The organism is Anabaena sp. AL93 (assembly GCF_001672085.1).
GTDB lineage: Bacteria > Cyanobacteriota > Cyanobacteriia > Cyanobacteriales > Nostocaceae > Dolichospermum > Dolichospermum heterosporum.
In genome coordinates this window covers 55,034-69,059 of sequence record NZ_LJOU01000016.1, presented here as the reverse complement: position 1 = coordinate 69,059, position 14,026 = coordinate 55,034, and the positions used below count along the sequence as shown (strand labels likewise).

At 36.3% G+C, this 14,026-nt stretch carries 10 protein-coding genes; 5 read left to right on the top strand and 5 right to left on the bottom strand.

Annotation, left to right across the window (positions count from 1 at the left end):
- Nucleotides 1–611: 611 nt before the first annotated feature.
- The gene (locus tag AN486_RS06255; RefSeq protein WP_157749952.1) at nt 612–758 is read right to left on the bottom strand and encodes a hypothetical protein; all 147 of its coding nucleotides are present in this window, start codon (nt 756–758) and stop codon (nt 612–614) included.
- A 406-nt stretch (nt 759–1,164) separates the two neighbouring features.
- Here AN486_RS06255 and AN486_RS06250 point away from each other — a divergent pair, with 406 nt between their 5' ends.
- Complete coding sequence (locus tag AN486_RS06250) at nt 1,165–2,421, top strand: hypothetical protein (protein WP_053538939.1); 1,257 nt, start codon at nt 1,165–1,167, stop codon at nt 2,419–2,421.
- A gap of 125 nt (nt 2,422–2,546) precedes the next feature.
- Nucleotides 2,547–5,591 (top strand): N-6 DNA methylase, encoded by a 3,045-nt coding sequence (locus tag AN486_RS06245; RefSeq protein ID WP_290599663.1) that lies wholly within the window; start codon nt 2,547–2,549, stop codon nt 5,589–5,591.
- 2 nt (nt 5,592–5,593) lie between these two features.
- Here AN486_RS06245 and AN486_RS06240 read toward each other — a convergent pair whose 3' ends face one another.
- Nucleotides 5,594–5,971, bottom strand: coding sequence for a hypothetical protein (locus tag AN486_RS06240; RefSeq protein ID WP_190383194.1), 378 nt, complete (start codon nt 5,969–5,971; stop codon nt 5,594–5,596).
- A 168-nt stretch (nt 5,972–6,139) separates the two neighbouring features.
- Between AN486_RS06240 and AN486_RS06235 the strand changes: the two genes are divergently transcribed.
- Both AN486_RS06235 and AN486_RS06230 read left to right on the top strand, forming a co-directional pair.
- Nucleotides 6,140–6,517, top strand: a complete 378-nt coding sequence (locus tag AN486_RS06235; RefSeq protein ID WP_233455474.1) for a hypothetical protein — start codon at nt 6,140–6,142, stop codon at nt 6,515–6,517.
- Nucleotides 6,514–7,101, top strand: a complete 588-nt coding sequence (locus AN486_RS06230) for a hypothetical protein (RefSeq protein WP_053538942.1) — start codon at nt 6,514–6,516, stop codon at nt 7,099–7,101. Before AN486_RS06235 ends, AN486_RS06230 begins: the two co-directional genes overlap by 4 nt.
- A gap of 290 nt (nt 7,102–7,391) precedes the next feature.
- On the opposite strand, the gene ftsH is transcribed toward AN486_RS06230, so the two are convergent.
- On the bottom strand, nt 7,392–9,299 hold the full coding sequence (gene ftsH / locus AN486_RS06225; protein ID WP_290599661.1) for an ATP-dependent zinc metalloprotease FtsH: 1,908 nt from the start codon (nt 9,297–9,299) through the stop codon (nt 7,392–7,394).
- Between the two features lie 71 nt (nt 9,300–9,370).
- On the bottom strand, nt 9,371–9,562 hold the full coding sequence (locus AN486_RS06220; protein ID WP_290599660.1) for a hypothetical protein: 192 nt from the start codon (nt 9,560–9,562) through the stop codon (nt 9,371–9,373).
- Here AN486_RS06220 and aroC point away from each other — a divergent pair.
- Nucleotides 9,542–10,630, top strand: a complete 1,089-nt coding sequence (aroC, locus tag AN486_RS06215) for a chorismate synthase (RefSeq protein WP_027400936.1) — start codon at nt 9,542–9,544, stop codon at nt 10,628–10,630. The two genes, AN486_RS06220 and aroC, sit on opposite strands and share 21 nt — an antisense overlap.
- Nucleotides 10,631–11,347: 717 nt before the next feature.
- Here the strand turns inward: aroC and AN486_RS06210 are convergent.
- Complete coding sequence (locus AN486_RS06210) at nt 11,348–13,990, bottom strand: SAV_2336 N-terminal domain-related protein (protein WP_290599658.1); 2,643 nt, start codon at nt 13,988–13,990, stop codon at nt 11,348–11,350.
- Nucleotides 13,991–14,026: the final 36 nt, after the last annotated feature.

Genomic DNA, 14,026 nt, shown 5'->3' with positions numbered 1-14,026 from the left:
GGTTCAACCACCAAAACAAAAACAGCGGGATTGTGGGTAGCTATCATAGCAGTTGGGCTAAAAAGACAACAAATTGGGATTGGTAATTGAAAAAAACCATCTCCCATGAGTTATAACCTATTACCGTGTTACTGATATTTAAAACAATCCTAATTCAAGTTACTAATTTTCTAGTTGTACTTATACACAAGTTACTGCAACTCAATCAGAACAATAATAATTTCTGTTTAAATGCTATTATACTCAAAATAATGCCAAACTACCTTTTTGCCCTGGAAGGGTCGTCATAATTTTACCATTTGAGTGAATAAAATCAAACTAAACTCGCCCATAGAAACTAACTAATTAATACATTAAGTAGGTGAACACAATAAAACCAATCTGTGTAAAGAAAAGTAAAATCGCCCAAACCCTCTTCACTCTTGCCTTTTTACTCTCTGCGTCTCTGCGCCTCTGCGTGAGGTAAAATTATATTCTGCTGAATCAATTTTTTTTAGCTTAACCGATAAGTATGGAAATCAAATGGGATTATCCATGTATACAGATAACCCCATTAAATCTCTAAAACCCTTATTATACCCTACCAGAAACTTTTATGAATTTGCTCTTCATTACTTACCTAAACCATCATATCTGTTTGGGTCTTTTTTCTCTTTTTTGTCCTTGGGATCTTTCTTAGGCTTTTTAACTTCTTTATTACCTTTTTTTTCCTTAGACATCAGTATCACCCAACTAGGTTTACCCGTCAAAGCTGCCACATTCTGCTATTAGTAAATCAGGGCGTAGCTTACCTGATCTCCTTTGAAAACAGGAAGGGAAGCATTGCACATTTACGCTACTAATTACTATGATACATTGTTATTTGATTTTGTTATGAATTTGATTAACCACGATACAAAACTTTAGATACTTTGTCACTATATCTAATTGAGATTTTAATTTCGAGATTCAGTTTTGTTGCCTTAATTCATTATATAGGAATCCGGTTTGATTCTGTGAATTTACTTGTGTGGTCAGGGAACAGGGAACAGGGAACAGGGAACAGGAAAGACAGAATTGATACCTACTGAGTCTTGTATGGCTACGCCACGCAAGCTATCAAAAATCAAATAGGAGTCCTATATAAGTATAATCATATTTTATAACTCATTAGGTAATAATTAAATGACTACACCCGTAGATATTCTCATTCTTTCCAATGGACCTGGGGAGGTGACAACCTGGGTACGTCCTGTTGTTAAAGCATTGAGGGAAGAATTAGGACATGATGTTTCTCAACTGAGAATTTCTGTAATATTGTCACCTTGTCCCCATGCTAGTGGTAAAGAAACTGATATAGCGTTGGGTTATCCAGAGGTTGATAGAGTTCAAGCACCTGAATATTTTTGGCAATTTTTACTGTGGGGAAAAACCGCGCAAAATTGGGAATGGAGAAATCAAGGTGTAGTCATATTTTTAGGTGGTGATCAAATTTTTCCGGTGATTATTGGTAAAAAATTAGGATATAAAACTGTAGTTTATGCGGAATGGGAAGCGCGTTGGCACAATTTTATAGATAAATTTGCCATTATGAAAGCTCAAGTTGCGAAAAATGTCTCTGCTAAATATGCTGATAAATTCACTGTTGTTGGTGATTTGATGTTAGAAGCAGCAAAGAATGAAATCACACCTAAAATTGCAAATCTTCAATCTAAAGTCGAACTAATTGGAATTTTACCGGGGTCAAAATCTGCAAAATTAACCCAAGGTGTACCTTTAATGTTAGCAATTGCTGAATATATTTATCGTCAAAACCCGAAAACGAAGTTTTTTATTCCCGTCGCACCAACTTTAGATTTACCAACTTTAGCTAATTTTGCTAATCCTGAAACTAATTCATTTACAAAAGCGTTTGGTTTTCAAGGTGCATCTTTATCTGGTAATTTTCTTGTAACTCCTACTGGATTAATCGTGGAATTAAAACAAGAAAATCCAGTTTATGATTTATTATCTCAATGTTCTATTTGTTTAACTACAGTTGGTGCAAATACCGCAGAATTAGGTGCTTTAGCTGTACCGATGATTGTCCTATTACCAACTCAACAATTAGATGCAATGCGTTCTTGGGATGGTTTACCAGGAGTATTGGCAAATTTACCGGGAGTAGGTTCTGGTTTTGCTAAATTAATTAATTGGTGGGTGTTGAGACGTAAGGGTTTATTTGCTTGGCCAAATATTTGGGCGCAAGCAGAAATTGTCCCGGAATTAGTAGGTAAATTGCAACCTGAAGAAGTGGGAGAAATGATTTTAGATTTGTTAGCAAATCCAGAGAAATTAGAGGCTATACGGGATAAATTACGCAGTGTCAGAGGTGAAGGTGGGGCTGCACAGAAGTTGGCTATTTTGGTGAAAGAAGAGTTATTAGAGACTTCCAAGAAATAAATTATCCTAAGAAACGAACCACAGAGGCACAGAGTACACAGAGAGAGAATTTCTGCATCAGTTTTGGGACATTTTTTTATTTGGAAGTCTCTTATAGATTTAGATAAAATTGGAATTTTGAAAATATGAAAGCACCTGATAGTATTGTTCAACTGGTTGAACATTTTCACTCTTCGATAGAATTGTATCGGGCGGGGGGAATTAATGAAACACAAACTAGAATCGAATTTATTAATCCTTTGTTTGCTGCTTTAGGATGGGATATTGGCAATGAACGACAAATTTCTGATATTTATAAAGATGTTGTTCATGAAGATTCTTTAAAAATTAGTGATGCAAATAAAGCCAAAGCACCTGATTATAGTTTTCGGGTTGGTGGAGTCAGAAAGTTTTTTGTGGAAGCGAAAAAACCCGCTGTTAATGTGGGTCAAAATATGAGTGCTGCTTTTCAAGTGAGACGTTATGGCTGGTCTGCAAAGTTAGCTTTAAGTATTTTAACAGATTTTGAAGAATTTGCAGTTTATGACTGTCGAATTATGCCCAATAAAAATGATTCAGCATCAGTGGCTAGAATCAAACATTTTAATTATACAGAATATATTGATAAATGGGCAGAGATTTATAATCTTTTTTCTAAGGAAGCTGTGTTAAATGGTTCTTTAGAAAGGTTTGCAGAAACTAAAGTTAAGTCTGGGATTACTGTTGATCAAAAATTTCTCCAAGAAATTGAAGTTTGGCGAGAAAATTTAGCTGCTAATATTGTTTGGCGAAATCCGCAAATTCAACAAAGAGAGTTGAATTTTGCTGTGCAAATGACAATTAATAGAATTGTCTTTTTACGCATTTGTGAAGATAGGGGAATTGAACCTTATCAACAGTTATATAATTTATTAAAGTTTGAAAATTTTTATCAAGAGTTAGGGCGGTTATTTATTAATGCAGATTATCGCTATAATTCTGGTTTATTCCATTTTCAAGATGAAAAAGGACGAGAAAATCCTGATGATTTTACTTTGAATTTAACTATAGATGATTCTATTTTAACCTTAATTATTAGAAAACTTTATCCTCCAGAAAGTCCTTATGAGTTTTCTGTGATTCCTGTGGAAATTTTGGGACAAGTGTATGAACAATTTTTAGGGAAAGTCATTCAAATATCTGCAAGTCGTCAAGCAGTTATTGAAGATAAACCGGAAGTAAGAAAAGCTGGAGGTGTTTATTATACTCCTAGTTACATTGTTGATTATATTATTAAACAAACTATTGGTAAGGTTTTAGAAAATAAGAAACCAGAAAAAATCCAAGATATGACAATTCTTGATCCTGCTTGTGGTTCGGGTTCTTTTTTAATTGTGGCTTATCAATTTATCCTAGATTGGTATTTAGAACAATATCTGCAAAATCCCAAGAAATACAAAAATAAATTCTATCAAATTTCGGATCATCAATGGCGTTTAAGTGCAAGTGAAAGAAAGCAGATTCTGTTAACTCATATTTATGGTGTTGATATTGATCAACAAGCGGTAGAAACGACTAAGTTATCTTTGTTATTGAAGGTATTGGAGGGAGAATCAGGAGAAACAATTACCAGACAATTACAGTTATTCAAGGAAAGGGCTTTACCTGATTTAGATCATAATATTCAATGTGGTAATTCCTTGATAGATGGAGAATTTTATCAACATACTCAATTAAATTGTTTGGACGAAGATACGGCGTATAGGGTTAATATTTTTGACTGGGAATTGGCTTTTTCTGCTATTATGAAACGAGGTGGTTTTGATGTAGTTATTGGTAATCCTCCCTATATTAGAATTCAAGCTTTAAAAGAATGGGCTGCATTGGAAGTTGAATTTTATAAAAAACAATATGTTTCTGCTAGTAAGGGAAATTATGATATTTATGTTATTTTTGTGGAAAAGGGATTGGAGTTATTAAGAAAAGATGGCTATTTAGGTTTTATTTTACCTCATAAGTTTTTTAATGCTCAATATGGAGAGTCTATCAGGAAGTTAATTTCTGAGGGTAAATATCTGAATAAAATAGTGCATTTTGGAGATCAACAAGTTTTCCCCAAGGTTTCAACTTATACTTGTTTGCTTTTTTTGAAAAAATCACAACAATCTGATTTAGAAATGGAAAAAGTCATTGATTTAATGGATTGGAAAATCCACAATAATGGTCAAACAGGAATTATTAATCATTTATTAGTTTCATCTTCAGAATGGAATTTTACTCTGGGAGAAGATGCTAAAATATTTACCAAATTACAACAAATTAAATCTACACTAGAAGATGTAACAGAGAGGATTTTTCAAGGAATTAAAACCAGTGCTGATAAAATATATATCGTAGAAGAATTATCACGGGAAGATAATTTAATTCAAGTTTTTTCTAAACAGAAACAAACAGCATATTGGTTAGAATCTAAGTTACTACATCCTTTAATCAAAGGTGGTGATAGTAAAAGATATTATTTGTCTAAAACCAATAAGTTGATTATTTTTCCCTATATGCTTAAAAATAATGGTTCAATGGAATTAATTTCTATAAATATCTTTGAAAGAGAATATCCTTTAACATGGAATTATTTACTAGATAATAAAAATTATTTAGAAAGTAGAGAAAATAGCAAGATGTTAGGAGAAACTTGGTATGGATATAGTAGATTTCAAGCTTTAAATGTCATGGCTTTACCAAAAATATTTACTCCTGATATTGCTACAGGTTCATCATTTACATGGGATAAAACAGGGGAAATCTTTTTTACAGGTGGTGTTGCTGGAGGATATGGAATTTTAGTAAAATCTAATTATTCATGGGAATACATTTTAGGGTTGTTAAATAGCAAAGTCCTAGAATTTTATCTCAAAAAATCATCTACATCTATGAGAGGTGGTTACTACAGTTTTGAATCTCGGTTTATTCGCAATCTTCCTATTAAAGTTATTGATAATTCTCAAATTCCAGAGAAGAAAAAACATGATTTAATTGTTAATTTAGTACAACAAATGCTTTCTCTGCATGAAAAAATTAATGAGGTGAATACACCCCCAGCAAAAAAGATGATTCAGCAACAAATTCAAGCTACTGATAGACAAATCAATCAATTAGTTTATGAACTGTATGAATTAACTGATGCGGAAATAACTATGATTGAAGGTACGTAAATTTACTCTTCCCCTTGTCCGCGTCCTAATTCATACACACCAGCACCAATACAAGTAAGTATACCCATACTAATTCCCCAGCTATTACCTAAACTGATATCTAGAAGCCAGTTAGATAAACTACCAAATATCAAAAATGGGAAAATGCTAAATAGTGAAGCATAAAAAGAATTTTGTGATTCTCTGGCTTTGCGAGTTTTTTCAAATTCTGATTGACTGGTATAGAGGAAACGTTCAGCAAAATTAAACCAGCGGTTGAGTTGTGTCGTTACCCATTGTCTGGTTTGGGAAAAACTCAGATATAACGCTAAAGCCCATAAACAAGCTCCAGCGATCGCAACTGTATCTAACTCAAAGCGAAAAGGCAATATATCAAACATGGCATCGGTTAACTCTCCAATTGCTTATTTTAGCTTTTATCTGCCCCTAAATCCCACTATGGTGAGATTTTTATGGACAGGTTAGAGAATGCCTTGTGTAAAGTACGGTTATTATTTATGCTGATGCTGAGACAGTGCAATTAAGTTAGGTAAAAGTGGGTCGTTCTTTTGTCTGTAAATTCTGATGAAATGTTTTTTGGAACATTAACTAATCAAGAGTATGATGTTGAACATGAAAAAGTTGAGCTAGTTAGAAAACATATCAGTAAGTTTGATGAGTTCTTACCAAGTCAAAAAATGATTGATAGACTTCAAAACGCTTTAGATTTGGGACAGAAAATATGCAATTCTGATGCTAGTTTCTACTTTCATGAACTAAAAGAAGCGGAACTCATGGAAAAAGGTTATGATTGGTATACGGCACATCCTATGGCTATAGCACATTATAGTGTATCACCATACAGTTTATATCATCCTGAAGTAATTAAAGCTTACCCAGAAGATTTTAACAGAAATTGGCGAAAAGCTTGGGGGATTGACTCATGATCAAAGTATTAGATTTAGGTATAACCGGAAAAGCTCGGATTTGGAATAACGAATCATTTTATTTTCCTGGAGATTTTAGACCTGTTTTCTATCCTGTTGTAGATGAAAAGATAGAAGTCATCCTGGAAAATGCAAAGATTGGTTTATTCTCTAAAAAAGAAGTGATGATAGAGATATTAGCACCTCTAGGAGCTAGGTTTTTATATGGCTGTTTGGGGGCTACATTTGAGCCTAATAATTCTGGTAAATTAGTATTGAAAGTGGCGGTTTCCACTGAAGTTGAACGGGAAGTTAATTCTTCTCTGGCATTATCATTAGATGTGGTGAAAGTTGGGATACCAGAAGAATATGCAGATAGTGTTTTTAATGGTGCAAAATTGAAGTTGCAAGAACCGGGAATTAGTTCAATATTTGGTTCTGGTGAAATTTCTTTTAAATGGGGTACATTTGGGGAAATCGGATCTTCTAGATCATTTTTTCACGATCTTGCATATACAGTTATTGAGGTGATGGTGCGAGATAAAATTCATACTAATTATAATGTTAAACCACCATTTAAAAAAGTTCTGGAACAATCTTTTTGATATTTTTATTAATCAGAAAAAGTAGAGATGTTTCATGGAACTTCTCTAAGTAGGTTAGCATTGAAAATCGTCGTTATGGCAAGGCAAAAGGCAAGAGGCAAGAGTGAAGAGGGTTTGGGCGATTTTACGTTTCTTTACACAGATTGGTTTTATTGTGTTCACCTACTTACAAGAATTTTTTGGCGTTGCTGATTAATGGTATGAATTTTAGTCTCACGCAAAGGTAAGAGTTTTAAAGGTTCAATTGAATTTCATACCTCAATGCAGCAACGCCGATTTTTGAACCTCAACTAATAAGTTACGGCTACTGGCTCATTAGTTACTTTAATGGCTGTATTATCAGCGACAATGGTGCGGAAAACATCACCTTCAATGGTTTCTTGTTCTATCAACAAGTCAACTACCCGTTCCAAAATTAACCGGTTTTCTTGAATGATTTCTTTAGCTTGAATATAACAGCGGTTAACAATCTCCCGGACTGCGTGATCAATTTTCGCTGCAATGTCTTCAGAATATTCAGATTTATTCATCCAGTCCCGTCCTAAAAACACATCGTTGTTTTGATTTTCTAAGGAAACTGGACCTAAATCGGACATTCCAAATTTCGTTACCATTTGTCGTGCCATACTGGTAACTTGTTGCAAGTCATTTCCTGCACCTGTGGTAACTTCCGCTTTCCCAAACACGATTTCTTCCGCCGCGCGACCACCTAAAGTTGCGGCAATGCGGGCTAAAATTTGGGAACGGGAAATTAAACCCTGTTCTTCATTGGGAGTAAACCAAGTTAACCCCAGCGCTTGTCCTCTGGGAATGAGTGTAACTTTTTGTACAGGATCATGACCTTTAACTAAAGTTCCTACTAAAGCGTGTCCAACTTCGTGGTAAGCAATTAGACGTTTGTTTTTGCTGTCTACTAAAGCAGTTCCTTCCATACCTGCGACTACTCTATCTATGGCGTTATCAATTTCTAAGTCGGTAACGGCTTCTTTGCGTCTTCTGGCGGTGAGAATGGCGGCTTCGTTGAGTAAATTGGCTAAATCTGCACCGGTAAAGCCAGGGGTGCGGCGAGCGATCGCTTCTAAAGATACACTAGGATCAATCTTCTTATTATGAGCGTGGACTGTCAAAATTTCCTGTCTTCCCTTCAAATCGGGAACATCCACAATTACCTGTCTATCAAAGCGTCCTGGGCGTAATAGAGCCGAATCAAGGACATCTGGACGGTTGGTAGCCGCAATAATAATAATCCCCGTATTCCCTTCAAACCCATCCATTTCCGTTAATAGTTGGTTAAGGGTTTGTTCCCGTTCATCATTTCCACCCCCAATACCTGCACCCCGTTGTCTTCCTACTGCGTCAATTTCATCAATGAATATTAAACAAGGGGCATTTTCTTTAGCTTTTTTGAATAAATCTCTGACACGGGAAGCACCCACACCGACGAACATTTCCACAAATTCCGAACCAGACATACTGAAAAATGGGACACCTGCTTCTCCCGCAATGGCTTTGGCGAGTAAGGTTTTTCCTGTTCCTGGTGGTCCAATCAATAGGACACCTTTGGGAATTTTTGCCCCTACCGCTGTAAATTTTTCTGGAAGTTTGAGAAAAGTGACAACTTCTTCCAATTCTTCTTTGGCTTCCTTGACTCCCGCCACATCATTAAATTTTACGCCTGTTTTCGCTTCCATTTGAAACCGTGCGCGAGATTTACCAAAACTCATGGCTTGGTTAGAAGCATTTGCAGAACGCCGCAGGAATAATAACATCAGAGCCACTAGGGGCAAAATCCACATGAGATTAATTAATAAGCCGACAGCGGCTCGGTTTCCAGCGGAGGAAACTTCGCCAAAATCAACTTTTTTTTCTCTAAGTTTATTAATTAATTCCGCATTTTGATCTAGAAGACGTACTTGTAAAGGCAGAGTATCGCGTTTTTGTCCCACTAAATAAACTCTAGCTGTTTGTTCAGCTTGATCTAACTCTACTTTTTTAACTTCTCCTTTACTGGCTTTTTGAATTAATTCACCATAGGTTAAGGAATTTCGCTCGGTTTTTTGTTGCGCTAAGACGGGACTACCACCAATCGTACCGGGCAATGTCATCAACCCGGCGGCTATGACTCCTGCTAAAACGTGACGCGGAGATGAACCTAGTAACTGCTGTTTTATCAAAGCTTTTTTGTGCAAATTTTTCATAATATTTACCCTTTATGGCTTTTTTGGGCGGAAATTGTCAAGTCTAGAAATTATAGTTTTCTTCTAATAGTTTAACTGTCAGACTCGATTATTAACAGGTGACAAGGGGAGAAGATGAAAGTCTTTAAGATAACTGATGTTCTGGGAAATTTGGGATTTTTCATGAGCGATTCCTCGGTCATGCTTTGCGATCGCCCAACTCCATGTAAAATAAATATTCCAGTCTGTATTTCCTGAACATCATGGGCAGCACTTTTGGTCATCTTTTCCGTATTACTACTTTTGGCGAATCTCACGGCGGCGGTGTGGGGGTGATCATTGATGGTTGTCCCCCACAACTGGAAATTTCCGCCGAGGAAATTCAATTTGAGTTAGATAGAAGACGACCGGGACAAAGTAAGATTACCACTCCTCGCAAAGAAGCTGACACCTGTGAGATTCTATCTGGGGTGTTTGAGGGAAAAACTCTGGGAACACCCATTGCCATTTTAGTCAGAAATAAAAATACTCGTCCCGAAGATTATGATGAGATGGCGCAGAAATATCGCCCTTCCCATGCAGATGCTACTTATGATGCTAAGTATGGCTTGAGAAATTGGCAAGGTGGTGGCAGATCCTCCGCCCGTGAGACAATAGGTAGAGTTGCTGCTGGTGCGATCGCTAAAAAGATTTTACATCAAGTTGCAGGTGTAGAAGTAATCGCCTATGTCAAGCGAATTAAAGATTTAGAAGGGGTTGTTGATACCAATACTGTCACTTTAGCCGATGTCGAAAGCAATATCGTCCGCTGTCCAGATGGCGAAATTGCCAACACCATGATTTCCTTAATCGAACAAACTGGTAAAGATGGTAATTCCATCGGTGGTGTCGTTGAATGTGTGGTGCGGAATGTTCCCAAGGGTTTAGGCGAACCAGTTTTTGATAAATTAGAAGCAGATTTAGCAAAGGCGGTAATGTCATTACCCGCAAGTAAGGGTTTTGAAATCGGTTCTGGTTTTGACGGAACTTTATTAACAGGTTTTGAACATAACGACGAATTTTATATTGATGAACATGGGGAAATTCGCACAGTAACTAACCGTTCAGGCGGAATTCAAGGGGGAATTTCCAACGGTGAAAACATTATTATCCGCGTGGCTTTTAAACCAACAGCTACGATTAGAAAGGAACAAAAAACCGTAACGAAGGAAGGGGAAGAAACGGTTTTAGCAGGAAAAGGAAGACATGATCCTTGTGTTTTACCCCGTGCTGTACCAATGGTTGATGCGATGGTGGCTTTAGTTTTATGTGATCATCTATTAAGGCATTATGGACAGTGTAAGGTGTTGTAATCATACTTAATCAAGTGGAACTGCATCAACACTTATTATGAATACCGAATATGAACCAAAACCATCAAAAAAAAACAGATTGAAACATATATACTAAACACGGTTCAGACACGGACTTTTACAAAATTACGAAAAACCTCAAGTCGTCTCATTCCCAGTCTCTGACTGGGAATGAATTCTAGAAGGCTCTGCCTTCAATGATATTAGAGGCAGAGCCTCATCAACTGCATTCCTAGTCAGAGACTAGGAACGAGATGTGGTAGGGATTTGAGCTTAAGTTGACACATATCAGCTTTTGCTTTACCCCTAAGCCAAATTTTGTGGGATGGGCATCCTGCCTGTCCTTGATGATTAGCGGGCTTTTCGTCCCGCACCACAAGAAATTTTTGGGTATTTTTTTAAATTTATTGACAAAATCAACCAAGAAGTTAGTATCAACAATGCCAGAGAATGAAAGTTAGTCTCAACAATGCTAGAGAATGAAAGTTAGTATCAACAACGCCAGAGAATGAATTCTCTGTCTCATAGCTGAAGTCGGTTGAAACCGACTAAAATTCCGGTTGTTAGTTATACGTCGCAAGCTGACAATATAAAATCCCTGGTTTCATCCTGTTCATCCTTTAATCGGTGGATATCCTGATTCTGACAAAAAATTTTCTCGCTATGAGAGAGGGATAAGACAAGAAAAGAGCAATAGGGCAAAAGCGTATAGTGCTATCAAGTCCTCGCCGCACCACTACATACAACCCGAAAACCAATATTGTAGTAGTTGAGAGCGAGGCTGCCGTAGTCGCGATAAGCAGAACGGCAATGCCCAGGATCGTAGAACCACGAACCACCGCGCAGCAGCCTTTCGTTGTTACTCTCTTTGTTACTTATCCATACGCTACCATCTATAGGCGCACCTTTATAATTATCATGCCAATGGTCTTGACACCATTCCCAGACGTTGCCGTGCATATCGTATAATCCAAAGTTATTAGCTACTTCAAAACTTCCTACTTCTGTTGTTTCTTCTCTGTAAACTCCTTTGGGTCCTTGACCATAAGAGCCTAACCATTTAAATGCTTCATTATCCGTACCTCGATAATTTGCCAAATCCGTTGTTATCGTCTCTCCAAAGTGAAATGGTGTGGTAGTCCCCGCTCGACAGGCATATTCCCATTCAGCTTCACTGGGTAAACGATATTGTCTTTTAGTATGCTTTGAGAGGCGTAAACAAAATTCCACCGCATCATACCAAGAAACTTGTTCAACGGGACGATGGTTGGTGAGCGAAGTCGAACCATCACCTTTAAAATGAGATGGATTTGGTTTTAGTTCACGGTTGACTCGTGGAAGTGCAGCTACAGCTTTCCATTGTGCTTGGGTGACTGGGTATTTGCCCATAAAGAAGGTGGGAACATTTACTTGGTGTTGAGGGCGTTCACTATCTCTGCTATCTTTTTCTGTTTGCGGAGCGCCCATCTGAAAACTACCCCCTGGAATCTCTACCATTTCTAACTGGACTCTATTCTCCAAATTTTCGATAAAATACTGAGATTGTTGACGACGACGTTTAACTATTAATTCTGTTTTTTGTCCAAGTCCGAATAAGCCACCTGTTTGTTTTGGTTCAATGGTGGCTACTTCAAATTCAAAGGGTTGCAGATTGGTGATGGTGATGGTTGCGACTTCAAAGGAAAATTCAAAGAATGCTTGATTGTTATTATCACTTTGTAAATATTGCGATTGTTCAATTTCATCAGCAAGCAGAGCATAAGCTCCTCCTAACCGTTTTAAAACTTTGACAGTAATAGTAGCAAAATATTCAAAATTTAAGTTTTGAAGATTTTTTTCGTTTTTGAGTTTTTCTAATTCCTGTGGATTTTTAAGTAAAGCCTGAAATTCTTTGCGATTTTTCCCCAGTTGTTTAGCAATATATTCAGAAATTTTATTAATTATTTGCTCGGAATCCATTTGGCAACTATCTTGAAGAAAAATATCTCTTATTTCTTCATCAATAAAGCGATATTCAACATAATCTGGATGGGTATCTGGTGTAATTACTTTCGTAGGTTTTAAAATTCCTCCTAAAAATACTTCAGCTATCACATGAACTATTTTTTCCGATTGAGGTAGGAAATTTTTTTGAATTAATCGGACTACAGGTAAATTAATTACAGGTGCAGATGCTAATAAACTGGCTAAATTTCTGGCTAGGGGTGAAGAACTGATGCGAAATTGATATACTCGTTCCTCATTGGATAATGATATTTGAGGTATATCTTGTGTTTGTGGTTCTTGTTGTTTTTCTTGTTTAACTATGTCTGAAAAGGCAAAACCACCTGCACCAATAGTTCCTTTGCATATAACCATTTTACTCCAAGTTTTTATAGAATCTTGTGTGAGACTAAAAACAGGAACTTTAATGGATTTGTGAAAATTAATATCATCCCAAATTAAAATTTCTTTAATAGATAAATTACGATTTGCAACTGTATAAGCTGAACTATTTAACTGTACCATTGCCCCTGAACTTAAGGCAGTTCTTAACCACATTCTTTCCGGTAACATTTGCACAATGGCGACAATATTATGTTTTCCCCAAATCTTGAATAGATTAAAAGCTGTGCCATTACGCCAAATTTCACTAACACAATCACTGACTATGAAGATAATTCTACGACCAGTAGGATCAATTAATTTTTGAGGAGAATATCTTTTTTCCCCTATTCCTTGTTTTAAATAAATCTTTCCTTGATTATCTTTAAAGATGCCAAAGATTTGAATATTGCGAAATATGCCATAATGTTTGAAAATCTGTTGTAATTCTTTGATAATGCGTTGCCAAAAAATCATAGAATCACTTTCATCTATAAGGAATAATAAATCAAATTTTAATTCTCTGCGTGGTTCAAGAACAGGAATACAAATACCGTTTAATTCAGCAATACTTTCAACGGTGGCTTTTTCATTTAATAAGACTGCTTTACCATAGGCAATATATTGAATTAAAGAACGTAATGCTTTAGCAATTTTGCGGGGATATGGAAGGGAGGAAACATCGGGAATATTTATTGATAAACCACTATCGGGATAGGAATCTGATGTTTTGGTAAAAATAGGAATTTGAGGTGGTTTTCGTTCAATGAGTGTTGTTGGTGGAGTTTTTAGGTTTGGGGTTTGTGGCGGTATATATTGAGGTATATCTTCAAGTTCATTATTTGTTGGTGGTTGTTTCTGTGGAGTTGGTTTTTTATCAATAGAAACATGAGTACAAGTTTGTTGTGCTAACCAGAGAGTTTCGGCAATTTCTGTACCAGTTAGATTTAATTTTTTTTCTAATGTGGTGATGAATTGGTCAAATTGCCTACTCATGGTTTTAGAATCCTTTATTTATTTATATTTTACAGG